General features: G+C 42.9%; 19 protein-coding genes. 5 read left to right on the top strand and 14 right to left on the bottom strand.

Annotated elements, in window-relative coordinates; all coding sequences use genetic code 11:
- Positions 1-43: 43 nt before the first annotated feature.
- From MAS10914_RS0115270 to MAS10914_RS0115280, 3 genes are all read left to right on the top strand, one after another.
- Positions 44-586, top strand: coding sequence for a DUF2269 family protein (locus MAS10914_RS0115270; protein ID WP_017316812.1), 543 nt, complete (start codon positions 44-46; stop codon positions 584-586).
- Between the two features lie 382 nt (positions 587-968).
- Positions 969-1,235 (top strand): hypothetical protein, encoded by a 267-nt coding sequence (locus MAS10914_RS0115275; protein WP_017316813.1) that lies wholly within the window; start codon positions 969-971, stop codon positions 1,233-1,235.
- Positions 1,236-1,352: 117 nt separating this feature from the next.
- Positions 1,353-1,730 (top strand): hypothetical protein, encoded by a 378-nt coding sequence (locus tag MAS10914_RS0115280; RefSeq protein ID WP_017316814.1) that lies wholly within the window; start codon positions 1,353-1,355, stop codon positions 1,728-1,730.
- A gap of 29 nt (positions 1,731-1,759) precedes the next feature.
- Here the strand turns inward: MAS10914_RS0115280 and MAS10914_RS0115285 are convergent, their stop codons facing one another.
- Positions 1,760-2,896, bottom strand: coding sequence for a glycosyltransferase (locus tag MAS10914_RS0115285; protein WP_017316815.1), 1,137 nt, complete (start codon positions 2,894-2,896; stop codon positions 1,760-1,762).
- A gap of 374 nt (positions 2,897-3,270) precedes the next feature.
- Positions 3,271-4,440, bottom strand: a complete 1,170-nt coding sequence (locus MAS10914_RS0115290) for a glycosyltransferase family 4 protein (RefSeq protein ID WP_017316816.1) — start codon at positions 4,438-4,440, stop codon at positions 3,271-3,273.
- A gap of 576 nt (positions 4,441-5,016) precedes the next feature.
- Between MAS10914_RS0115290 and MAS10914_RS0115300 the strand changes: the two genes are divergently transcribed.
- On the top strand, positions 5,017-7,209 hold the full coding sequence (locus MAS10914_RS0115300) for an NHL repeat-containing protein (RefSeq protein WP_017316818.1): 2,193 nt from the start codon (positions 5,017-5,019) through the stop codon (positions 7,207-7,209).
- Between the two features lie 673 nt (positions 7,210-7,882).
- Positions 7,883-8,968 (top strand): glycosyltransferase family 4 protein, encoded by a 1,086-nt coding sequence (locus tag MAS10914_RS0115305; protein WP_017316819.1) that lies wholly within the window; start codon positions 7,883-7,885, stop codon positions 8,966-8,968.
- 332 nt (positions 8,969-9,300) lie between these two features.
- Here the strand turns inward: MAS10914_RS0115305 and MAS10914_RS0115310 are convergent, their stop codons facing one another.
- From MAS10914_RS0115310 to MAS10914_RS0115365, 12 genes are all read right to left on the bottom strand, one after another.
- Positions 9,301-10,764, bottom strand: a complete 1,464-nt coding sequence (locus MAS10914_RS0115310; protein WP_017316820.1) for a hypothetical protein — start codon at positions 10,762-10,764, stop codon at positions 9,301-9,303.
- A 54-nt stretch (positions 10,765-10,818) separates the two neighbouring features.
- Positions 10,819-11,751 (bottom strand): glycosyltransferase family 2 protein, encoded by a 933-nt coding sequence (locus MAS10914_RS0115315; protein ID WP_017316821.1) that lies wholly within the window; start codon positions 11,749-11,751, stop codon positions 10,819-10,821.
- Positions 11,751-12,899 carry a glycosyltransferase family 4 protein gene (locus MAS10914_RS0115320; protein WP_026082572.1) on the bottom strand — a complete coding sequence of 383 codons (1,149 nt, stop codon included), beginning with the start codon at positions 12,897-12,899 and terminating at the stop codon, positions 11,751-11,753. The genes MAS10914_RS0115315 and MAS10914_RS0115320 overlap by 1 nt, the downstream gene beginning before the upstream one ends.
- A 43-nt stretch (positions 12,900-12,942) precedes the next feature.
- Positions 12,943-13,827 carry a glycosyltransferase family 2 protein gene (locus MAS10914_RS0115325; RefSeq protein WP_017316823.1) on the bottom strand — a complete coding sequence of 295 codons (885 nt, stop codon included), beginning with the start codon at positions 13,825-13,827 and terminating at the stop codon, positions 12,943-12,945.
- 79 nt (positions 13,828-13,906) lie between these two features.
- The gene (locus MAS10914_RS0115330; protein ID WP_017316824.1) at positions 13,907-14,884 is read right to left on the bottom strand and encodes a glycosyltransferase family 2 protein; all 978 of its coding nucleotides are present in this window, start codon (positions 14,882-14,884) and stop codon (positions 13,907-13,909) included.
- A 200-nt stretch (positions 14,885-15,084) separates the two neighbouring features.
- Entirely contained in the window at positions 15,085-16,152 is a 1,068-nt protein-coding gene (locus tag MAS10914_RS0115335; RefSeq protein ID WP_017316825.1) for a glycosyltransferase family 2 protein, read from the bottom strand.
- Positions 16,153-16,369: 217 nt separating this feature from the next.
- Entirely contained in the window at positions 16,370-17,338 is a 969-nt protein-coding gene (locus MAS10914_RS0115340) for a glycosyltransferase family 2 protein (RefSeq protein ID WP_017316826.1), read from the bottom strand.
- 178 nt (positions 17,339-17,516) lie between these two features.
- Positions 17,517-17,783 (bottom strand): glycosyltransferase, encoded by a 267-nt coding sequence (locus tag MAS10914_RS36205; RefSeq protein ID WP_017316827.1) that lies wholly within the window; start codon positions 17,781-17,783, stop codon positions 17,517-17,519.
- 98 nt (positions 17,784-17,881) lie between these two features.
- Positions 17,882-18,073 carry a glycosyltransferase gene (locus tag MAS10914_RS36210; protein WP_017316828.1) on the bottom strand — a complete coding sequence of 64 codons (192 nt, stop codon included), beginning with the start codon at positions 18,071-18,073 and terminating at the stop codon, positions 17,882-17,884.
- Positions 18,074-18,378: 305 nt separating this feature from the next.
- Positions 18,379-20,211, bottom strand: coding sequence for a heterocyst formation ABC transporter subunit HepA (gene hepA / locus MAS10914_RS0115355; RefSeq protein WP_017316829.1), 1,833 nt, complete (start codon positions 20,209-20,211; stop codon positions 18,379-18,381).
- A 1,027-nt stretch (positions 20,212-21,238) separates the two neighbouring features.
- Positions 21,239-22,072 carry a heterocyst development glycosyltransferase HepC gene (hepC, locus tag MAS10914_RS0115360; protein ID WP_017316830.1) on the bottom strand — a complete coding sequence of 278 codons (834 nt, stop codon included), beginning with the start codon at positions 22,070-22,072 and terminating at the stop codon, positions 21,239-21,241.
- Between the two features lie 1,689 nt (positions 22,073-23,761).
- Positions 23,762-25,996, bottom strand: coding sequence for a GumC family protein (locus MAS10914_RS0115365; RefSeq protein WP_026082573.1), 2,235 nt, complete (start codon positions 25,994-25,996; stop codon positions 23,762-23,764).
- Positions 25,997-25,999 lie beyond the last annotated feature (3 nt).

A 25,999-nucleotide genomic window follows, 5' to 3' on the forward strand; every position in this document is an offset into this window, starting at 1 on the left:
CATCCTTCGTGTCATCAAACTTCACTCACCAAAGGAGTACAAAATGCCAAAACTCAATGTCAAGCAAAAAAATTGGTTGGTGTCTGCTCACGTTGCGTTTGCTGCGCTGTGGACTGGAACGGTTTTGAGTATGTTCCTGCTAGCACTTAGAAACAAAGATTCCGCGAATGCGGATGTGTTGTATGCCCTCAACTCAGCAATTAACTTGTTGGATGATTATGTTGTCATTCCATCTGCTATTGGGTCATTACTCACGGGAACATTACTGTGTTGGCTAACAGTTTGGGGATTTTTCAAGCATTACTGGGTAATTGTCAAATGGATTGCTACAGTTTTCCTTATCGTCTTTGGAACGTTTTGGCTATTTCCGTGGGCAAATGCAGCCACGGCACTTTCTGAGACACAACGATTGCAAGCTTTAGAAAATCCACTCTATCAGTTTGATGTTAGAGGCGTGATCATTGGAACGGTGGTGCAAGTCATCTGCCTATTAGCCATCATCACAATTTCTTTACTCAAGCCGTGGGGCAGACGCTCTGTGAAAGCGCAAAACTCGGCAAGTTCAGCAGCCGCGAGTTCGAGTTAGTTTTTGTCCATTACTTAATGTATTGACTAATAACATATTAGCCATTATCGAGGTATATGAACACCAGCAAGCTGCCTGATTTGTTGGTGTTTTTACAGCACATTCCAAGTAGGTGAAGTACAACGCGCTTTGTCGAAAAGCTAGACGCAGAGCCAATTTTACTTCTGACTTCTGACTCCTGACGGATGTATTCTGCTGTAAGTTGGCTGGTTATTGTTAAGGCGACATCAACAAACGCTATGCTTCCAACGCGTACCACACCCCATCTCTACAGAATTAGTACAAATATACTATAATAAAAGAGTAGCTTCCACAAAGCCTGGTGATATGCAGCCCCCGGGTGCGTGACAGTTTTCTGGAAATGGGTTCAACGGTTTGTCCTATGATTAAGCACTACATTCTCAGCCTCAATCCGACTGCGAAGCATGAATGGGATCGGTGTATTTTACGTGACCCACTGACCGCCAAACGCCCAGACATTGCCAAATTAGTGGCTGAAGCGGTTGGTGCTGATACAGGCAGTTATTTGGTGAGTGTGAATATTGAAGTTCAAGTGTTGGAGCAAGCAACGGTATCTCACGCTGAACAGCTTTCGCTGAATGTTGCAGAGGTAACTACCCAGGCTCCCCAACTAAGGGAAGTGGCGTAAGGGGAGCAGGAATAGCAGGGGGAGAAAATACTCCCTCATCTTTCCTGTATACCCCATCTGCCAGATACCTTATTTTTGCTATTTTGTATGTAAAGATTTCTAAAAGATAAGTTATTCATGTTAACAACGCAATTGAATCATTATCCAGCCGCAATCGCTCAAGCTGCTCAGAGGGTAAATGAAGTAGACTCTCAGTTAATGGCAGTTCAGCAGCAAATTAACAGATTTGAAGGTATTGCCGATCGCACTGCCGCCTTTGATATGGATTTGAAAAATGATACTCAACGCAAAGCTCGTCGCTTTGAATTGCTACTTGTAAATCAAGAATATCAAAAGGCGATGGACACCCTGATACAATTAACTACCGAAAAGGCAAATGCTGTTACTCATTTAGAATATCTGCGTAACCAGTTTAGTGTGGCGAAATTGCAAGCAAGACTAGCAATAGCTCAACAGCTCACAGATTTTGAATCGCGTGAATTAGTTGGTTTGTAGTTGGCGCTTTAGCGCGATGACTAACTAGGTTATAACTTATTCAGCAGCATGGCAATTTGCTGATTAATAGCTGTGACATCAAAACGCTGGCTGGCGGTATGTTGTGCATTATGAGCTATAGCCCCTGTCTTCTCTGGTTCTTTAAGACAGGTGATGAGAACTTGTGCCAATTCATCGGGCTTTCCTGGTGTGACTAAAAAACCGTTGACACCGTGTTCTACTAATTCGATCGCACCGCCAGCTTTCGCAGCAACCACAGGTCGTCCGCACAACATAGCCTCTACAATCACTCTACCAAACGGTTCTGGAGCTGTTGAGGTATGTGCTACCAAGTCGCAAGCCGCCATCAGCAGGGGAATATCTGAACGAAATCCTAAAAATTTGACTCGGTGTTCTAGTCCCAGCGCTGTCACCTGTTGGTGTAAGTGCTGGACATATTCTTGTTCACCAAAAAGTGCATCACCAACTAAGATTCCTGTGACATCAAGAGGACATTGTGCCAGTGCTTCTATTAATATGTGCTGCCCTTTCCAAGGTGCAAGACGGCTAAAGTGTCCGACGACAAATTTTCCATCTAGCCCCAATTGTTGTCTGATTTGACTCACACCAGACTCGTGGCTTTGATAAATTTTAGGGTCAAAGCCGTTGTAAACTACTTCTGTTATTTCTGGGCGTCCTCCGGCTGCAACAAAGGCTGTTTGACTGGCTTGGGAATTGGCAATGACTAATGATGCAAAACGATTTGCGCTAGTTACGGCTATGCGACGGTTGGTTTGGCTAAAATGCTCTGATGAAAGAATATCGTGCAAATGATAGACCAGAGGACGACGGCTGAAAAAACTAGCCAGTGCGCCAACAACCAATGCTTTTTGGGTATTGGCGTAGATTAAATCGAATTTTCTTGCTGTTTGCACGACTTTAGTAATTAGGGGTATGAGTTGACCCAAACTGCCTAATCCTTGTGCCAAGCTGCTTTCTTTGCGAACTTGTATTGCTTGAGTGGTGAGAATTTCAACTGGAATGTGATTCTCCTCTAGTAAATTCCTAAAAGAACCATCAGCAAATAAGCCCACTAAACAGCTATCTCTATAAGGTTTGGCGATATCTATCAAACACAGTTCCGCTCCGCCTGGTTTACCACTTTGGTCTAGGAAGAGAATTTTCATATTGGCTTCAATAATTAAAGGTTAACAGTAGCCGTCACTAGTGTAGGACTTACGCACCGAGTTTGTCTGTTGAGACTGGGTGTAAGGGTGTAGGGGAAAATAATCTACCTACATCCCCACACCCTTAGTACAAGCCTGTCAGCTTATCCAAGTTGATCGTCTTCCTTTGACTCAATTGCGGTATTGTCACCAGTATCAAGCAAATATTTAGCTCTATTGACAAAATAGGATTGGCGGTGAAGTTCGACGAAGTAAAGAAATGTTCTTTAATTAGGGTGTTAAAGCTGGACAATCAGTTGAAATCCCAAATTATTTGTCAATTTGCTTTTAATATGTACGGTGAGGACAGGTTATCGCCTACTATCTAACAGTTGTTAGGCTAATAGAACTTGTCGCACATCCTGAGATATTTTATGCCAGTCGAAGTGTGTGACAGCGTACTGGCGACAAGCTTCTCGTGAAGGTGTTGGCACTTTTCCCAGTAGTATATGTTCTAATCTTTCTGCAATGGCTGAGGCTTCGGTAGAAGAAGTCATTAAATCTGGTGAGAATGGTTCTAAAATTTCTGGCATTCCTCCAACCGGAGTACACACAACAGGAGTCCCACAGGCTAAGGATTCTACTATTGCCAATCCAAATCCTTCAAAAGACTGACTGGGCATAACACTAAGGTCAGCCGCTTGGTAAGCAACAGGTAAGATCTCGTCAGGTATAAACCCTAAAAATTTAACATGATTACTGAGTCCTAATTCAGTAGCCTGCTGTTGTAGTGTAGCTTGTAGTGGTCCGCGTCCGCCGATCGCAAGCATGACATCCGGAATTCTCGGTTTAATGGTAGCCAAAGCATCTAACAATTTGTCAATTCCCACTCGATTGACCAAGCGGCGGGATGTGAATAAAATTGGGCGATCCTGGGGCCAGTCTAGTTTTGCGCGCGCCTCTTGGGGTGATAGGTTAGGCTGAAACCGGTTAACATCAACTCCACCAGGGATGATGTGAATTTTGTGCCAAGGAACCTGATATTGTTTGTGCAATATATTACCGAATGCTTTGCTCAGAACAATCAAGCGATCGCAATGATTATATGTTCTTTGTTCTATCAGTTTAGCTTTGAGAAAAACACTGAGTTTCCTGTTAACCACTTCCTCTTGACTCTCAGATGCCCAAGGACCATGAAAGTTAAAGGTGATAGGCACTCCTTTTGGCAAAAGATCCAAAATTGGAAAGCTGTATAATGCAAAATGCAAATTAATCACATCTGGTTTGGGACCTCTTGTTTTCTGAAAGTTAGAGCGAATAGACCACAACCGTTTCCAAATGGGACTATCTGGCGATGCCAAGTTCGTCAGTTTGATCGGCAAATGTGGTTCAGCTTCTGGTAGACCAACTCCACATAATTCAACTTGGTCTTGATTTGCTGCTAGTTTCAGAGCTAGGTCATAGATATACCGTTCCAGTCCTCCGGGGGTTTTAGGGAACCAGCCTACTCCCACACAGAGAATATACGCAGATCCTGAAGCAGCATTTTTTGTGTTACCTTCCACTTATCTTTCTCCAAGTATTGGTTGTGCATGTGTCTACTTGTCATTTAATTTTTAACGCCTTTTTTTGGTTTCAGCACGCTTCTTAATACCGACTCTACACATATTCTGAAATTGAATATATCATCATAAAAATCAGATCTTTTTATGTCATACTTTAGATATATTCCCTAAAAGATCATCTAACTAGATAATAAGAAGTTTTATCTTAAGAGAAATACGTTACTTCATTTTAAATCAAGTATATAATTATACGTTTTTGATAGTTTGAGTTACTCATATTAATAAGAACACTGACATTTATGTTGTCAGCCTAAAATAGGCGTTACGACCCAGTTGCTCGGCTCATGCACGTGTAAATTGATTGCACTTTCTTGAAAAATAGCTTGCGAGGTTTCCTCGCAACGCTTTTTTCGCTTTTTTCGTTAAGACAGTTCCGTATGAATATTTAATTATTCAAAACATTTTATGTTGATAATTTGAAGATGAAGAAATAGTCAGTGGTTTTGATATTTTATGAAGAAGCAGTGACTGCTGCTAAACGACAAGATATATCAAAAGCAACGAAACAAAAAGCCAATGCTCAATGAGTACATAAGGAATTTATCTCAAATCAGTTTTTTTGGCAATAAAAGAATCTTTAAATTGATAGTCGGTTTGATGGTGGGAGTTATTGCTTCGACGCTCATTGGAATGTCCTTTGTTGCAAGAGTTACGCCTGCTGCAAATACCTACACAACATCTTGGATAGGTAATACTTTTGGCGGTGGTAGCAAATGGATACAAATCCAAGTGAGTGGTATGTATGTTGCTCCTGATGGCACAGTTTATACGAATAGTGGGTGGGATGAAGCCGGTCGGGAAGTCGGAATTTATAAAAACTCAGATGTGATTGGCAAGGCTGAGGATTTACATGGATGGGAAAGGTCAGGCGGAGTTGCTATCACTGCTGATAAGAAGTATATCTATGTAGCAATGCAACAGGCTCACGGCGGGCGTGCAGGAGAGGATTATCCACCAAAGGGAACAACTTGGCGTTGCGTAAGACGCTACGACTTGTCTGGAAAGCCTGCACCCTTTGGTGGAGGGCGTGGCTGGGACAAAAGTATGTTAATTGTGAGTACGAAAAGCCAAGTCACTGGACTCACGAATGTAAGTGGCAAGTTGTATGTCAGCGATCCTGGAGCCAACAAGGTTCACGTCTACGACACCAGCACAATGAAGGAACTACGCAGTTTTTCAGTTCCTCGTCCGGGACAACTGACTGTAGATAAACAAGGGAATTTATGGATCATTCAAGGCAAAAATGGCAGCACTTCTGCGAGGATTTCGCATTATTCAAAAGAAGGAAAGCCATTGTCTCAGGTGATTGCGGACGTTGTTCAACCGAGTGCGCTCGCAGTTGATAATCAAGGCAGACTTTTGGTAGCAGACAATGGACCGCGTCAGCAAGTCCTGATTTATAACGTTACAGGCAACAAGCCAACGCAGGTGGGGACTTTTGGCACGCAAGGTGGAATTTATGCAGGGACTCCTGGTGAAGTCGGAGATTTGAAATTTAGCGGAATTAGCGGAGTAGGTGTAGATGGATCGGGTAACATCTATATTGCTAATGATGGTTTCAAGCGCTCAGGGGCAGATTTAAGGAAGTTTTCCCCATCAGGAAAACTACAGTGGCGGTTACTAGGTTTGGCATTTATAGACAACGCTGATGCAGATCCAGCGACAAATGGTGCAGATGTATACACCAAAGACGAACACTTCGTCATGGATTACAGCAAACCCCCCGGTAAGCAATGGACTTATAAGGGTTACACATTAAATGCTTTCAAATATCCTCAAGACCCGCGCTTGAATGTGGGAGGAGATGCACCCATTTTTCGCCGCATTAAAGGCAAGCCTTTTTTGTTCCTGACAGATATGTATGGTGTCGCTCTGCAAATCTATCGTTTCGACAAAACTAAGAATGGGGAAATTGCCATCCCGTCTGGATTATTTATAGGCACTAACGTCAATGGTAAACAGGCGATCGCTGGAAATTGGCCGCCAAATCAACCGAAAACGGGAGAGTGGATCTGGCGCGATAAAAACGGTAACGGCGCGTTTGATGGAGGCGAATACGATATTAGCAAAGATTATCCCTACATCGGGGGATGGTGGGTGGATAGCAAAGGCGACGTGTGGAAAACTTTGCGAAGTCAAGATGGTATTGGCATCCGGCATTATCCTCTACAGGGGTTAGATGACCAGGGTAACCCCATCTACACCTATAACTCAATGAAAAAGCAAAAGACTCCTAGCATATTTACCGATCTGCGGCGGATTGAGTATTTCCCCGAAACAGACACCATGTATTTAACAGGCTTCACCAAAGAGCACCCTGCAATTCATTCTGATTACGCCAAGTTGGTGGGTTCGGAGATGGCACGTTATGACAATTGGAGCAAGGGTAAGCTCACTCAACGTTGGCGGATTGTTCTTCCAATTGACGATAAGAGTTCACTTCCTGAAGTTTTGACTCCGTCTGCAATCAGCGTAGCGGGAGACTATGTGTTTGCCGTGACTGTCAAAGCGGCTGAGGTGTACGTGTACAACACTAAGACAGGAGCGTTTGTCAGAAAATTAAAACCCGGTCCAGAAGTGGCAAGCGAAAGTGGTTGGGTAGATATACCATACGGCGTCCGCGCTTTTCGCCGCTCAAACGGAGAGTACTTGGTGTTTGTTGAGGAAGATGCGAAAGGAAAGGTAATTATGTATCGACTGCCAAGGTAAGCGAAAGGGCACAGAAGGTGTAGGGGTGTAGGGGAAATTTTCAATCTTTAACTTTGATTTTTCTTTATATTCTTTTGATACCCCCTATACCTGTCCAAAACCCTTGATTTTTCGTTTCACGGCATAAGTTCTGCTACTATCGATCCAGAAATCCGCTGGTTAATAAAACTGGAAATTTTAAAGTTATGGTAATAGTCAGTATTTGATGAAAAAAGTTAGATCAATTGATGATATTGTTAGTTTTGTAGACAGATATCAATTTAAAGTGTGATTAGCCTGTTTGCAAGCAAAACTTTGTCACGATGTTGCTATTGGATCTGCTGGGGAAGAATATGAAACATGACTAGAATGTCATAACGTTACGCAATTTCAACTAGAGCAGTCTAGGATACACTTAAATATTTTTAAAGCTGTAAGGCATTATTGGGAAATTTTGCAAGAGTTTCAACAGAATATTGTTCATGCTCATATGATGACAGCAATCATGCTAGCTGCACTTTTTGAGAAACTCCCCATACATATTTTTTAGTTTCCACCGTACACGCAGTATTGATGCGATTAGCCGATTGCGTCATTGGTGTGAATAATAAGGAATATATTTTGCAAAATTATCCGGATAGGTGCAACTTTTTTTTGATTTGTTTTAATAGATTCTAAGTATGAGCCGAGTTCAATGCGTGTCCTACATATTTTAAATCACGTCCAGGAAATCGGTAATGGTATTGTCAATGTAGCGGTAGATTTAGCTTGCCTGCAAGCTAAAAATGGTCATGATGTTGGTGTAGCATCTGCTGGGGGAGAATATGAGGCATTACTCGCTAGTTACGGCGTAAAGCACTTCACATTGAATCAAAAAAGGACACCAATTAATTTAATTAATGCTGCTTGGCGTTATCGGGCAATAGTCAAAGAGTTTCAGCCGGATATAGTCCATGTCCATATGATGACTGGAGTTGTTCTGGCAAGGTTATTGAAAGCTTCATCTGTGTATGCTCTAGTCTCTACAGTACACAATGAATTCCAGCGCAGCTCGATGCTTATGGGTTTAGCAGATTGCGTCATTGCGGTAAGCAATGCAGTTGCTGAGTCAATGGTAAAGCGTGGTGTCCCGCGAAAGAAGTTGAGGGTGGTATCTAACGGTACACTGGGTAGCGTCCGGACAAGAAAACTTCAAGACTACCTACCAATGGCACTCCAAAGACCGGCGATCGCCACTGTAGCAGGTATGTATCGGCGTAAGGGTATTGGCGAGTTAATCAATGCTTTCGCTCAAATTGCCGATGATTTTTCTGACAGCCATCTGTATTTGGTGGGAAACGGTCCCGACCGGACTATGTTTGAAGTGCAGGCGAAAAATACACTCTTTGCTAACAGGATTCATTTTGAAGGCTTCCAGCCAGAAGCCCAAGCCTATATGCTAGGTTGTGACATATTTGTGCTGGCTTCGCACCGTGACCCCTCTCCTCTTGTTATTCCAGAAGCCCGTGAAGCCGGTTGCGCTATTATAGCCAGCAATGTGGATGGCATACCTGAAGCATTGGATGATGGACAAGCTGGTATTCTGGTACCACCAGCAAACAGCCAAGCCCTGGCACAAGCTTTAAGGCAATTGCTAAGTAGCCCCGAGCTACTGCAAAAATGGAAAGACCAAGCACAACAAAATTTGGAGCGACTGAGTGTTGTAAGAGTCCATGAGGAAACAATGGCAGTGTATAGTGAATTAATCAAGACCTGCAAGGTTTTTTCGATGGTTCGATGACTGGAAGAATGCGAGTCTTTGATCTCGACTTTCTTTGCAACTGAGCCGTTCCTCCACACATTGCTTCAGAACGTCTACCAAAGCTTTGTAGTTTTTCTATGCGTCGAAAAAAGTTTCTGCCCGATCACGAGCTGCCATTCGCATTCTAACCCAATACGGTTGAGTTAAGAAAATTTGTTCAAAGATAACCTGTGTCCAGAGGTACCATGGCACCTCTGGACAAACTAGTGGCGCGGCACAGCTAATTTGGTGCATTAGATTTATAGTTTATTTAGCGCTTTAGCGCTCACTACAAACCTTTTCTATTACACCATTTTAGTCTTGCCGCGCCACTAGATGCCGCGCTTGTATTCATTAGAATTAACTCCGGTTGCATTAACGTTGGTAATTCGTTGATGTAGGTAGTACTGATGTCCTGCCATAGCAAGGGCTAAAAAGCCCCAAAGAATCATGCCAGGTAGCGCAAGCATCCCGCTATTTCCAGCTAGCGTTGAGATCATACCGAGACCAATAGCCCGAGCCGCAGCTATAAAAGAATCGAAGCGGGACTCAGAAAATTGGAACACCTTGAGCACAAGCATAACCATTCCACCTAAGTAAAAGACAGCTCCAAACCAACCTAAAGTGAAAAACATATCCAGAATTCCGCTGTCAATGACAATCGGTTGTAAAACGCCTTTATCGTCAACAATGAAAGTATTTCCTACTCCGTTACCTAAAGCGTTGGTCAGGGCACTATTGAGACCGTCTTCATAAATCTTTTGTCTTACCTGGGCGCTATCATCATTCTCAAGATTAGAAAAAGTTTCAAAACGATTACCAATCGTTTCGGAGAATTCCTTTACGGTAGTTAGTGGAATGATACAGATAGACATGATGAGAATGGTTATGATGAGGCGCATTTGGAGCTGCGCCTTCAGTGCTGCTACCATTGTAATAAACGCTACAAACCAACCTCCCCACAAAGTACGTACTGAGGTGAGCAAGAAGGACAGGTAGCCCACTGCGGAGGCAGGAATACGTAAAACATTTTTGTTAGCGAACAACAATAGCAAACCTGCCATCATCATGGCAGCAAAGGGTGCAGGCGAGGGCATTGTACTCCAAACACGCAGCATAAGAGGTTCGGGATCACCCATGCTGGTCAGTTTCGTGCTGGTTAGCCAAAACACATCCCATTCAGGCGCCACCAGGAATTGGTAAATTCCATAGGCTCCTGTTACCAGTACGCCCCAAAGGAATGTGGTCTGAAAGTTTTGGCGATATTGTGGATAATCCCGCCAGTTTATAAATAAGTGGAAACTAAAAACAATAGGAGTTATCCAGTCTAGAAGTCCCCGAGCCGCAGTCATGGGTGAGGTTTTAACGAGTCCAATAAGAAAGCCATAAAACACACCTATAAATGCTAATAAAAAGGGTAAGCCACCTTGGCGAAGAGACCTGGGAAGATGTTTCAACAAGGTGAAGAAGGTTAAGAGCGTTACTAGGTACTGTGATACGAGCATAAAACGGGTTGGATCCCAGCCGCTCTTTAAATCAACTAAGCGAGTCACCAACGGCGTTACAAACCAAATCCACCAAGTAAAACTTATGTACAGGACGGGATATCGCAGATACAGCAAAACAGCCACAGCAAAAGAAAGCCCTATATACGCTGTGCGGAGGATGCCTGCTGCACCTGCCATAATACACAATGTTGTAAATAGGACTAGTGACAGTATTGCAGTCCAAGCCAACGGCGGTTGCAACCCGAAGGAGAAGCCTTTTGTGGGGGCAGTATTTGGATGTATTTGCATGTGAGCTACTCAAAATCTCCAGCTAGGAAGGATGCGGTTTAATCAGAAATTATGTTAGTATAGCCTCCCTGCGTGGAAGGTTCGCCAACCTTGCCAACGACCACGCAAAGACGCAGATAACTTTTGCCCCGCCAATAAACCGTCACTCGGCAAGAACCGCAACCACTGGATAAAACCCATAGCCTCTCGGCTGCCCACTAATGTTGACCAAACCAAAAATGCCAACTGCTGAGTTGGTGACAAGTATTCTAGCAACGCTAAAGTTTCATTGTGTACTGCATTAGCCAGGGCAATGCTATTGAAACTGTTGCGCTGATCCTCGTCAAATCGCTGCGCTGGATAGTGATTCACTGCCACCTTTGGATCGTAGATTAGCTTCCAACCCGCCCGTTTCAAAGTTAGGCAAAACGCTACCTCATAGTGAACCTGAGCACCTGTGCCTTGCATTCGCTCATCAAAGTGCAATCCCTTGATGGCAGACTGGCGAAAGCTCATGTTGACTCCTTTGAGGACATCCACCTCGCGAGCTTCGCCTACGCCTATATGATGATTGCCAATAACTCGTCCAAACCAACGCACCTGACCAACCACCTTGCAGGCACCATCTTCTAGGCGAGTGCCATGATAAACCCAATCGCGTCCGCCTACAGCGCCGATGCGCTCATCACAGAGAAAGTGAGTTTCAATCCGTGCCAACCACTCATTGTGTGGGGCAGCATCATCGTCTGTAAAAGCGATGATGTCTCCCTTTGCCAAATCAAGACCTGCATTCATCGCTGCTATGACCCCTGGAACGCTCACCTTTGCCGTGCGTAGTGGCAAGAGGTTGGGGTCGAATGTTTCAAGAAACGCCCAACTTTCAGCATCTGTATCGCGAACGACCACTATAACCTCATCCACGCTTCGAGTTTGCTTTTGCAGTGCCTGCAAGCAGCGTGCCAGGTCTTTGGGGCGGCGGTAAGTTGGTACTATAACCGTGACACTCATCACTGGTTCAACTCCTCGAATAAATCCACATAGCGCTTTGCCATACTCGTCCAACTGTGTTGTTCAGCGATCGCTCTGGCAGCTTGACCCATTTTATTCCTCTTGGTGCGATCGCTTGCTAGAGACAACAGCGCTTGTGCCAAAGCTTCTGTGTCGTCTGAATCTGGCAACACGATTCCAGCTTCTTTTGTCACTAGGTCGGCTGCACCTGTTGATCTTGCTGTTATCACAGGTATCCCTGTTGCCATCGCTTCAATAACCACTAAGCCAAAAGGCTCGTAACGTGAAGGGAAGACGAATAAATCTACGGCTTTCATTATTTCCGGTACATCACGCCGGAATCCTAGAAAATGTACCCTGTCACTTAATCCCAAGGATGTCGCTAGCTGAGGATAGGGGCTACCTTCAGTTATGCCGACAACCGCCAAATGCAAATCGGGGACTTTGACTAAGGCGTGCAACACCGTGTCCAAGTTTTTCCGAGGGATTCTGATATCGCCTGCAAAAAGAGCAAGGGTCACTCCCTCAGGAAGGCTCCATCTTTTGCGCTCGGTCACACCCGGTGAAAACTCCTGCAAATCAACACCATTGACAATCACCCGAATCGACTCTGGTGGTACACCGATTTCTAACAAATCTTTGGCTACCTTATCCGAGACTGCTACCAGCACTTGCGTCTGGTGAAACGCCTCTTTTTCCCAGCGTGCATTTAAAGCTGTGTACATCCACTGGTAAAAATTGTAACCAATTTGGCGTGGATTGAGTGTATCCTTAGTAGACCTGACTTTTGTCTGTTTAGAGGAAAATTTGAGCCACGAATTATGCACAAAATGTGCCGCATTAACATCGCTCTTAGCCCAAGTAATCGCACCATTAACTTTTACTACATCAAGTCCAGAACGATGTTTATGCAACCAATTTGTACTGCGCCAAGCAAAAATTAAGTTACGGAACAATTCAGTGGGCCACCCTTTAACCGGAATGAACACCCAGCTCACTTGGTTATTTTGTTGTAATTCCGGAGCTACCTGAGTTGCTAATAAGGTAACGTGGTGACCGCGACGAATTGCTTCTGTGGCAACCTCATAATTCACTCGGCCCTGGCCATCACCTTTAATGATGCTGTGGGTAACGATGCAGAGCTTCACGCTTAACTATCCTATGAAATTAAGATCCTAACGGATGAGTCAATTAAACAACAGACGGCTGCCATAACCGTTGAATCTGGGAAAGACGAACAATTTCAGGCCAAGCTTGAATTGCTCCTTTCTTTAATAAATATGCTGTCATATGAACAAAGTATAAAATAAGAAACGCTACTAGTTTGACCGGATTGGGATATAAATTTTTATAGCGTTTGATACCAACATAGAGGCGAGCGGCTTCTATTGATATTTCATACTTTGTCAAGCAGCCGATACCTGGCTCGTGCAAAGTGCTTTTAAAAGCAACGCCTCCTGCGTGAATAACCCGCAACTCTGGGCAGTGTATAATTCTACACCCGCGCTTCAAGGCTCGTAGACAAAGTTCTGCATCTTCATACCCAAAAAAGATATTTTCGTCCCACTGTTCTTGTTCAAATAATGACCGGGGGAACAAAGCAGCATGAATGGCTACAGATTCGGGAGCATCAGAATGACAGAAGTATCCCCGAAAAGAAAGTTTTCCTGAAACCATCTCGTATGTGCCATTTGGATTTTGGCTGACACCTGAAAGGATGGTGTAATTCCTTTGCTCTGGAGACATTTGAGTATATCTGTCTACAGCGCCCGCAATAAAGTCTGGCTTGACACAAATATCATCATCAATAAAAGCAACAAAGTCAGTTTCAGATGCTGGTATGGCATTTACTGCATTATTACGGTTAGCGCAGACCCCACGACGAGGACCAATGATGTAAGTTGTTCCTGGATATTTTTCAACTATTTGAGAATTCTGCTGCTGTACTTCTAAAGTAGGTGAGTCATCAGAAACAACGACTCTGTGGGGTTTTATGTTTGAATTCCACAGTGCTTCCAGGCATTCATCTAAATTTTTCGTACGATTTCTTGTTGTGATACAAGCTGATACTCGCATAGTTATTTTCCTTTATATTTATTTGTTTCTTTTTCTTTTTCAGGATGGTAGGAACACCCTGTTTGTTCCCAGTTAATCTTTAAAATTTAGCTGCTATTTTTGGGTTAGTAAAACTTAGCATAAGTGCAGCTACTGTTCGCAAACTGAGCTTTTGATGCAAGGAACGCCAAAAATAAGAACGCGCCTCTTTTAGCTGTTGAGACCGCATTAAGCCGATTCCTAAGGTTGTGCTTATATGTCCCCATTGCTGCTGAAAATAGGGTTGAAGCTCCTTTAGTCGATCATCTTCCATAAACCGTTCGTAGCAGAAAATATCGGCTTTAGCTTTTCGGATTTTTGCTTGACAGTTTCGACCTCCACTGAGCATTGTGTCTGTTTGTTCGTGCTCGCGATATCGAGTCAATTTTGCAGGAGAGTAATAAGCTCCCAGACCAGAACGACAACACAGATAGTTCAGGTAAATATCCCATGAACCACCAACTTCTGGAGGAATGCTATCCCAATCTACAACATCTCGACGAATGACAGCAGCAGTTGCCGTAGACACGGATCTATCTACCAAGCTTAGCTTAGAAAAAGGTTCGTAAATACCTTCTTTTAAAGAAGCTCGTTTATAATACCGCGAACATTGCTCAGTAGCAGCGTCATCAATTGTGCCATCACCCCTGATTATGTAATGGTCGCAAAAAGCTAGAGCCAAATTTGGATGAGCTTCCAGTGGTGGCACAAGCTTTTCTAAAAAGTCTTCTTCCCACATATCATCATCAAGCAGACTGGCTACATATTTACCTCGTGCCTTTTTAAAGGCATTCATTGTATTGGCAAACATTCCCAGATTTGTTGAATTGCGGAAAAAGCGAATTCTGGGGTCTTGAAAAGACTCCACAATTGGTAGCGGATTTTCCGGACTGCAATTGTCAGAAACAATAATTTCAATATTGCGATAAGTTTGTCTAATAGCACTTGTTAAAGCTGCTTTCAAATATTCTGGACGGTTATAGGTAGGGGTAATAACACTTACTAAGGGTTGTTGCGATTTGTTAAAATTTTCAACCATAGTCTTAATGGCAAACAAGTTGTCGCTATTTTTTGGTTAAGTTAACTATATTCTAATTTTCAGCTTTTTATTTAGGGACAGATATAAATAGAACCAAAAGTTTTCGAGCCTATAGTAAACCTAAATGAGCGGTATAATTCTCTTAAGTTCTCTTTTTTCTCTGTCCTCTGTGGTTTGGAAAAAAGCCAAGTTTACAATGGTTATGTTTTATAGAGTTCGGCGGAGCCTGCGGCAGTACTTAATTTACTTTGATATTTGTCATCACCTCCTAATTTTTGCAACAACGATAGTATCCCTTTCCATAAAAATATCCTAATTGCAGACCTAATAACTATAAAAGAACTACTACATGTGAGCGCTAATTGAATTTGAGCGCTCGCACTAAACATATCACCCTTGGCAAACAATGACTCGGCAGATTGAAGGGCTAAGAAAGCACAATTCTGCTTAGCTTGCTTACAACTTTTACTCTTCATACCGTTGGGTATGTACGATTGAAAAATCATTGCTATAGTATTAAAGTTTTCTTGGATGAATTTACGACTCTTGGCGTAAACTACATTGTTAGACATTGTGTGACTGCGCCACATAGCTAAAGGCTCAGTCTCGAACCACATCGGGTAGTTAGCAAAAATTCTTACCCACATCTCCCAATCTCCACTTAAACCGCAGCGACTGTCCCACCCTCCCAGTTTTTCATATACCTCACGGCGCACCACAGCAAGTGTCGGTACTGAGATACAACAAACCTCAGCAATTCGCGTTATCCAATCACTTGGTAAAATACCGCTTTCAGGCAGTTCCATTGAGGACAAACCTTTCCAATCGCCGCGATAATTAATGTAGATGCTGCGACAGAAGGCAGCACCGATTTCTGGATGTTCCCTGAAGGGTCGTGCCATTTTTTGATAAAAGCCCTCGCGCACGCAGTCGTCGCTATGTAGCAGATGAATCAAATGCCCCCGAGATAATTCAAAACAGGTTTGGAAGTTTTTTAAACTACCTACATTCATTGGCTGCTGATAAAACTCTACACGCCCCTTTCCCAGTTCTTCGACAACTGCTGCTGGATTGTCTTCAGTCGAGTGATTATCGACAACCGCAATCTGCATCACATCAGATCCTGGATCTTGTGCTAGCACGCTAGCGAGTGTTTCACGCAAATATCCGGCACAATTGTAGGTTGGAATCATGACAGACCACAGCGGACGTGTTACTCCCTCTGGAACTGGTGGAATGGTAGGACGATAGGTATCTGATTGATTCATTAGTAATTATTGTCTAAAACTCAGTTTGTTGCTCTGACATTGTTCTTGCAGCATTGGAAGTGGAGCGAATCATCTGCTAGCACGCTACCCAGGAGCTAACCCAGATATTGAGCACAATTGTAGGTTGGAATCATGACAGACCAGAGTGGACGCGGTACTCTCTGTGGAACTATTAGAATAACGGGACGATAGGAATGTACTTGATTGATTGGAAACCTTAAGAACCTTTCCAGGATTTCGCGTAAGAAATTGAACTAAATAGAAATCGTGCATTCTTGAGCCAAAACCGCACAAAATAGTAAATTCGTTCCTGTGAATTGTAGAATCGCCACCTTAATATCAAATTTGAGATAGCCCACGCCTCTTTAAAATCCCATTCATTACGCCTGTAATAATTTGTGCGTCGATACTGGAGGTTGCGGGATATGTCTACTCTGGACGGATGACCGATACGTTCCAAAAACTCGTTGATGTATTTGTTGGTCATCTCAATTCCCGCTCGCACTTTTGCTTCTTGTGCGCTTATTTCTTCGTCATATCTGACGAAGTTGTTCGCACCATGAATGCGATAACTCGCCAGCACTTCATTAAGTGTTTTAATCTTGCCTAGGAACGCTGTACAGTATATGAGACAACCATCTACGCACAAGCGCCACTTAACAGAATCTATAGGGAAGACTTTTTCCAATACATCACGGCGGTAGGCAAGTCCGGAGGTAGGTGGAAAACACCAAGCATTGCCTGTTTCTACAATGACTCTTGCCAGGTTTTTATCGAGTAACCTTCCTACGATGGAACCTTTGATGAGTTTGCCATTGCCATCAATGTTCTCCAACATATGCATGACGCCGACAACATCTGAACTTTTGAATATGTCTACAATTCGCTGCAATTTGTTGGGTTTCCACACATCATCCGCATCCAAAAAGGCGATAATGTCTCCGCTCGCTGCCTCAAACCCAGTGTTAAAAGCGGCACCCTGCCCTTGATTTGCTTGGAAAATCGCCTTGATTTTATTTGGATATTTCTGTGAAAGTTGTAAAATAACTTGACAGCTATCGTCCTTGGAACCGTCATCTACGACAATAATTTCGGTGTTTTCATAAGTCTGGGCTATAACTGAATCAATGGCTGCTGGCAAATAGCGAGCATAGTTGTAGTTTGAGATGATAACGGAAACTTTCATACTGTATTTTGGTAATTAAGTCAATATAAGGTAAATACCTTAGTAGTCCCTAATATGCAATAGTTGCTATTCGTTATAGCTAGAATCAAAGTTGAGCAAAAATACTATTTTTCTCAACCCGATTCGTGTCTCATTTGGTGAGATTTCCTACGCTTGTTGGTCTGGGAGTTCGCTTAATTTATATTGTGCTATTAACTTTATTTTTAGAAAAGTCATATATTGTTTTTTCATAAATTGTATGCAGATTCTTTACATGAATATCCATCGTAAATTCTTGCATCAACAAGGCATGACCTTGTTCTCCCATCCGTCGGCTTTTATGATAATTTGTATATAGTTCAGTAATAGCTTCAGCCAGTTTTTGAGAATCATGGGCTGGCACAAGAATACCTGTTTCCCCATCGCGTATCTGTTCTGGAATGCCGCCGACAGCGCTAGCAATCACAGGTCGGTCGTGAGTATAGGCTCATTCGTGATAAGACCAGCAGGCTCAGGCCACACACTGGGAAAGATAACGGTGAAATACTCTTTATAAAGAGTATTTCATTTGTTGCTATCACACCAGCCTTGCCAAGTGATACGGTTATTTAGCCCTAAGGTGTTGGGTAACCTTTCTAAGCGGGGTCTATCCCATCCTTCACCTGCAATATCAAGTTGAATTCGCGGATCTGTACCTACTATAGATTTAAGCAGCCAATCCAGGCCTTTATCAGGAACAATCCGTCCGGCAAACAAAACTCTACAATTTTTGTGTGTTTCTAAACTTAAGGGAGGAGTGGCTTTCTGGTGAATGAACGTACCATAACCTAGCGTTATACCCGATGGTTAAGTAGAGAAGCTAAATAAGTTTCAATCCCTCCGCCTGTACCTACATTAAAACTAGAACAGTGATAAATTAGGTCTTTTTCAAAGATGGATTGTTGCATACTTACGCCGCTCTCTTCAGCATCGGTTTTTCAGTGAAGTACTCCTCAAAGCAATCGATCTATTGATGTAATGCTCTAGATAGATAAATGGTCAATACAGAATTTTCAAATAGTTCATTCTACTTTCCCGGTCTCGTGCTGCATTTGGTGATATTTCCAAAGCTTGCCGCGTCGCTGTAGTAAATCTTGGTAGTTTCCTTGTTCTACAATCCGCCCAGCTTCTAGCACGACGACTTTATCTGCTTTGGCAATTGTTGAGAGTCGATGGGCGATCGCAATGACTGTTCGACCGACAGAAAGCTTTTCTATCGATTCCTGAATTAACCTTTCTGATACAGAATCTAAAGCGCTCGTTGCCTCGTCTAGAATCAGAATTTCTGGGTCGCGTAGCAGGGCACGGGCAATAGCAATGCGCTGCTGCTGTCCTCCTGATAACCGAGATCCGCGATCGCCCAATACTGTATCAAAACCTTCGGGCATTTCTTCAATAAACTCAAGTGCATTCGCCAGTCGAGCTGCTTCTCGAATTTGTGCTTGAGTTGCTCCTGTTGTACCGTAGGCAATATTCTCCCAAACAGAAGTATTGAAAATAAATGTATGCTGACTTACAACTGCCATCTTGCGGCGTAGCGAGTTAACTTCAAACTGCCGCACATCTACGCCGTCAATGAAGACATGTCCTTCTGTTGCATCGTAAAATCGGGGAATTAAATCTACGAGTGTTGTTTTACCAGCACCAGACCCTCCCGCCAAAGCTGTCATTTTTCCCCGTTCAACGGTGAGGGTAATATTATGGAGCACTATGTTGCTTGGATTGTAGCCAAAATCTACAGAGACTAGGTCAATTGAGCGCTGTAACCCAGGAAACTCAATGTTGCCGTTTTGAAAATACGTTTTGTTGTCCTCTCTCAAAAGTTCCTGAATGTTTCCTAGCGAACCGAGCAAAGTGCTGAGGTACGCCAGTGTGCCGTTTATATCCTGGAGACTTGGTACAACGCGAACCAGAACAAAGAAAAATGTCAATAGTGAAGAAACTGGTAGTGCAAACTGAGTGAACGAGATAATAATCAAACTGATGAGAACCGTCATCGCTATGCCTTCAGCTATTGGCTTCACGATTGTCCAAGCATAGACAACCTTAATTGAAGCCCTTAGCAAGTTTTGACTCATTTTGTAGAAACGCTGTCTCTCAAATTCTTGCGTTCCAAATGCATGTACGGTACGAATTGCATTAATAAACTCTAATGCTGTTGAGTTAAACTGACCATTAGCTGTGGAAATTCCAAAACTGCTTTCTCGCACTCTGGCATTTAACGTTGTCAATCCCACTGCCATTAGTGAGAATACTAGGACTGATATAATAGAAAGCTGCCACGATATCAAAAACATACATATAAAGTAGACAGTCACTACCAGTGCCCTAGTAAATACAAATGCTATCCCACTGAAACCCTGTTTTAGCCTTTCTATTTCCGTGGTCATCGTATTAACGATTTCCCCAGAACGAGCTTCAGTGAAGTAACCGAGAGGCAATGCTTGCAACTGTTCAAAAATTTGCTTTCGCAGTCGGTCTGCAAGATTTAATTGAGCTGATTCCGTGTAGATTGCTGCAAAGTAATTGAAGCCCGCGCGCGCCCAAGTACTCAATAAAATCAGAATCGATATTACGTAGAGAGGATTAATTATTGAGGCATATGATTTTAGAAAAACATCCAAGATGCCAATACCTGTTTCAGGGGCGGCATTTGGCTCTGTTAAGCTCTGCAAAAAGGAAAGTAGAAATCCAACACTAATACCCTCAAAGGTTGCTGCTAGGAATGTGAAAATGACGGCTAAGACGGTAATTCTACGAAAGTGTTTGAACTCTCGCAGTATAAAGTAGTTATCTTTCCAGAGACTTGTAGTTTGCAGCAGTTGCCTAGTTAACAGGGCAGGTTTGAGAGGCATAAATCTTTCTAAGAACTGTTTTTACGGGTAAACCCAGACATATACTTAAAAAAGTACATTAAAGAATAGCTCAAATTGCACCGCGACGGTTAAAACGACGAAGAGCACATCCACAGCGAATGTCAAATTTTTTCCACACTATTCTAGTGGTAGTCCAACTGACGTTTGCAAACAAAGCCCTTGCTTTCAGGAAATTGTTGCCATGCCAGACGTCGAGGATGATGGGCTGGAACTAGATACCAAGAATCACCTAATAAGCAAAGTGATTTTGTGCAGCTAAATTAACAACCTGAATGACGCAATCCTTGGCTATATAAAACTCTTGATATCCCTGTCCATCTTTCACAGACTTAACTCAAGGTGGTAGATTCCCTCGATACCCTACCCAAACTACACCATAGAAGACGTGGGAATACAGTGAATTCACCAAAACCCCCACCCCGTAGTGATAGTCTTTTTCAAATAAAGTACAAACTGTTGTCAGCATAAACATACGTATACTCTAATACTTGAATTATTCAAGCCTGAGCGACCATCGGAAATGGTAGTAACCGTAGCAAGATTTTTAAATCCTACTTTGACACTCTCACCTTCAAGGCTTCGCCTGTGAAGGGAGATTCTTGCTTCAACAGGTTTTTCTAGCCCACTGTGGTATAACGAGTTAAAAACTCTCCCACAGGCACTGACCCCGACAGATTCCCCTCCACAAGCATCTGTTTTACTACCACGGGCTGCCCGACCGCAGTCACAAAATACTTATTCTGATGTATCGTTTGTCTGATTCACAACATTCGACCCCCCTGTTCATCAGGTATTTCTTTTTGGTGATGCGAGTTGTCTGGTGGAGAAACACCAATCTTGCCTAACCCTAACTTTTTTGGTGGCAAGTATATTCTACTACACCAAGGTATTGCGAAGCCATGTTTTTTATTGGTCGCAATTCATCTCACCCTTAAGGCGAAGCCTGTAACGGGAGTCCTCTTGCGACATCCAAGATAGAAACCAAATACGTAGTAAGCGTTGGAAATCAGAGTGTTTCACCGCATCCAGATTCAACAGGTTGGAACTTCTCTTCTACCTGGGATAAACTGGTGATTCCTGGTAGCGCATTCAGCTGTCGTTGCGTTTGAATATTTAACCGTACTGCATCTTCCAAAGACAAGCACTTGGGTCCTGTCAAACTCATTTCACCCCGCAACACATTTAATAACTGCGGCAGATTCTCCAGTCCGTACTTACGCATCCAACGCCCTAGCGTTGTTATCTCTTGCTCATCTTCGCGCTGACACAAATTGCTTTGATGTGCGATTGCCTGCTCCCCAATTGCTTTTTTACTGAGTGTGGTTGTGCGAAACTTAAAAACCTTAAAGAGCTTACCCCGTTCTCCAACATGCCACTCACAAGAAAAAAGTGAGCCTGGATAGTAAAGGCTCATTAGCAAAACTAATCCCAGCATAATTGGACTCACAGCAAGCAGAAATACTAACGCTGCAAGCCAGTCCGTGAACCGCTTGAACCACCATAATGCTGAGTCGGTTTGTTTCGGCTGTTTATTGCTAGAGGGTATGCGTAGGAATATGGGCTTGCTGGCTTGCTCGCACGCATCTGCCCAAAATTTTAGCTTTGCTTCACCGAGTTTTGGATCTATGCGAACCAAATTTATTGGAGAATGGTTTAAACACTCCACTAACAATTGCTTTCTATCCAGTGAAGGCATATAGGGCTGTTTCACCACTCCAGGAAGCATCACCACCAACTGACCCCGTCGCCACTGAAGTGTGCAGTACTGAGAGGGATTATCTTGTTGTTGCTGCTTCACAGTATAGTAATTCGGTAATGTTGGTATTAGTGAGGTTGCCATATGTTTTTGTACTCATAGTGTGGTATATTGCCGACCTGATATCAAAGGCCGTCAAAGCCCAAGAGTCCGATCTAAATGTTGCTCTTCACTCCAAAGCTGGAGGTCATTGAGTGGAAAAAATGATATTACAACTATCCTTAATAGGAATTGCACATCTTCTTTGGAATTTCTATTTATAAATACAAAAATGTGCAAAATACAACAACAGTAGATTTTAGAGAAATCTAATAAACTCCTCTGTTGTATTTTTTAAGGGGGGATTTAATATCTAGGATATAAGACCCAGTAGGAATAACGGTTACGTAAATAGATTCTTTATTTACTCTTTAAACATGAAGTGTCTTTTTTAGGGAATTATTAAGTTATTATGAATGACCGAAGCCCTGTAACTACGAAAGAAGCTTCTTGCTTGTAACCCTTTGTGATTTTAACACACTTAGACTATTGCAATTAAAAAAAGCTTAATTATCAAAACTAATGAAATCACGCCAACTCAATAAAGTTTGTGATTCACATCAACTTTATACTCATCTCTAAATTTTTGTTTAGACAATTTTGTCAAAGCTGTTAGGAGAAAGAAGGAAAGAATTCTTGAGATGAACGGTAATTTCTCGAAGTTGATTCAGTATTTTTCTTCTATCTCCCCTGATCATTTACCTGCCACAGGGAATTGCTGAAAGGTAAAATAACGCCCCGTATACCTATTTATTTGTACATAATAAAAGAGGATATTTATAATCCAATAATTTATGTGTGGCACCCTACCTAGATCACTACGCTAATATAAAGTCAATCGTAATTTTGATGATTTTTTTCCCATAAAGCATCGTTCAAGTATCAGACGATGCTTTACGAAAATTATATACGGCAGAGGAATTTCCCATGCAGTAGAGCAGACCTAAGTATTTAACTAACTTTCCCCTAGGCTGTAAGTGCTGACAATTTGCTAGCTAGGAATATTCCCGAATTCAAAATTAACAGTACAAAAAGAAAGTACAATGACCTAATCTCAAATTAATTTATTCTGACTAAATTTATAGGAAAGATTGAAGTTGAATTTTGCCCTTTCTTCATATAAATTTGGTAACTGGGAATATTTCACATAAATATATAGTCTAATTGAAGATAAGCTAATCGTCATTCATTTTTCCAGGATGATTCGCTTGTAGTAAGGGCTTCAGCCCTAGCTCTATGCAACTTGAATGCTCATTAGCTTATACAATTAAATGTGACTTAGAGACACAAAGTACTTTCTCTCGTGATTAAATAACTTAATCTGTGACAGACTTCTGTTTATATACTCTTCGGCAATAGGTAACTACATCATCTACCTTTAGGCGTAACTATATGGTGTAGGCTTTACCAGCTGTGGGGTGTGGGTGAAGAATCAAAGAGGAAGCGACAGAAGTTACAAAATCGATCCGTATGTCTTTTAAGTAACCACCTTCTTACCTCTTGTAGAGACCCATAGACCCGTGCCTCCAGGGGAGGATCTTTGCGCTCAGCAGCTTCCCTCTCATACTCTTGCCCCCATTAAGAAAAAAAGACGGCTTATGCCAATACTGAAGACATACGCCGCTTTGAGGATTGCATTTTTGCTTAAGCAATCAGTAGAACTTACGCAATAGACTAGTCTGTTGAGAGGGGTTGTGAGGCGTAGTCATTTCTTGCCCTACACCCCCATGCCCTTTATTTCTCCATAGCTTGTTGTAGCGCAAATCGCTGTTGCTGTGCATAGGGAACATAGGTACTGGTAGAGTTTGATACCCCATTTGCCACAACTCCAAGTAAGTTTAACCTACTCAGTATGGCTGTGGCTTGCGCGAGTTGGGTTCGAGTCACCCTACCAATACTGGCTACCATGACCACACCACGACAAGATGATGCCGTAAGCATAGCATCCACTAAGCCAAGAACTGGAGTGGAATCTATGAGTACCAAATCATAATTCTCCTCAAATGTTGCCATTAATTGCTGCATCCGAGGGGAACTTAACAGATTAGCTGGGTCAGCAGGTGTTGGTCCGGCGGTCAAAATATCAATGTAGGATGAGCCTGAGGACTGGATACTAATTTGGTTGGGTAGAGTGACATCACTTGCCAGTAAAGTGGACAGCCCCTGTTCGTTGGGAAGATTCAGTTGTTTGTGCAGACTGGGATCGCGTAGGTTGGCATCAATCAGCAGTACCCGTTTATGTAAACGAGCAGCACTCATTGCCAGACCTAATGCCAGAGCAGATTTACCATCATCTGATAAGGCTGAGGTAATCATCAAAGATTTGAACGAAGAAACAGAGTTCAAAAGTTCAATATTTTTATAGATTAGATCCAGTGATTCCCAACGCGGTGGGGATTGCAATACCTGAATTGTCCAAGGAGCAGGAACATCTGGCTTGCCAAAAGGTAACTTGATGACTGATTCTCTGGTTTTTGCAGGCGGTAATTTGGGAGTGGTTCCCAATATTGGGATGGCAACCTGCTTCTCCAATTCAGCAGTGGTATGAACGGAATCATCAGCAGCTTCACGGACAAAGGCAGCAACACCTCCCAACATCAGCCCCACCACGGCACCTAACATCAGGTTCTGCTGAACGTTAGGACCGGTCCGGAAACCTAATTGTGGTTCTTCCACAACTTCCCAGTTAAATCCTCCCTTGGCAAGTTCTTGCCGCAATTGCTGTTCTGCTTTCAAAAGTTCCTGCAATCTTTCGCGGCTCAGTTTTACCTGAGGCTCTATGCGACCGTACTCAGCTAGTAAGATGGGGAATCGTTTGAGTTCACCACGTAGTTCTTGCTCTTTCTTCGCCAGAACTTGGTCGCGAGCGCTTAAAGACACTATTGTGGTTTGTGTGTCTACTAACTTAGCTGAGAGGCTGAGGTCAATTTGGCTTTTCTGTCCTTGTTGTAGGAGAGGCTGTGTCTGGCTAGTTGCTTGAGCATACTCTGCCCCTAAAGTTCGTCTTTGCTCTTGCTGCAATAATGCCTTCTGGCTTTGAAGTTGTTCTGCCAACTTTTGCACACTCGGAGCTTCGTCTGTAAAACGCAAGCGTTCCTGCGCCAGAGCTAGTTCTGTTTTTTGGATTTCGTTCAGTAATCCTTGATAGCGAGTAGACTGGCTCAGACGAGCTTCGACAAGGGCATTCTGTGGATTACTTTGAAGCTGTTGTTGTAAAGATTTATATGCAGCAGCAGCCTCATCATACAGAGAACGAGTTGTGCCGCGCTCTTGCTCAATCCTAGCCAATTCGTCCTGTATGGCTTTTGCCTGTGTCTCTGGATCTATAAGATTTTGCGTTCTGCGAAACCTTTGTAAATTAGCCTCAGCAGCAGCAACCTCCTCGTTTACTTTCTTTAACTGTCCCCGGATAACTTTAAGCCCTTTTCCTAAACGCTCATCCTGCTGTTTGATGTTGTAATCTAAATAAACTTTCTGAATCACATCCAGGACTTTATGTGTCTTAACTGGATCTTTATCGGTATATTGCACCTCAAATATTTTAGTAGCAACATTATCTTCCTTGGTTTTTATTTGCTCTAAAGCCAAAGAGCTTTTAAGTTCAGCTACTGTCATATCTGGATACTCGCTCTTGAGTTGATCAACTGCTTTTTGGAGCAGTCTAGAGCTTTGCATCAAGTTGATCTGGGTTGCAGCATCTATCTCAATATTAGCGTCAGCAAACTGAGTTTCTACACCATTGCCACCGCCCTGTTGCTTTCCTTGATAGTTAGGTTCTACCAAGAGCTGCATTGAGCTTTTGTAGGTAGCTGGTGTCCTTTTTGTCATCACACCTGCAATGGCAATAGAAGCCACAAATGCTGCTAAAAACCAAGGAAATCTGCGTATTAAAACCGCAAACAGTTGTCCGTAACCCGGTTCTGACTCAGTAACTGGATTCACATATGGACTTAGACTGCTTTGAACCACCTT

The sequence above is a fragment of the Mastigocladopsis repens PCC 10914 genome (assembly GCF_000315565.1).
Classification (GTDB): domain Bacteria; phylum Cyanobacteriota; class Cyanobacteriia; order Cyanobacteriales; family Nostocaceae; genus Mastigocladopsis; species Mastigocladopsis repens.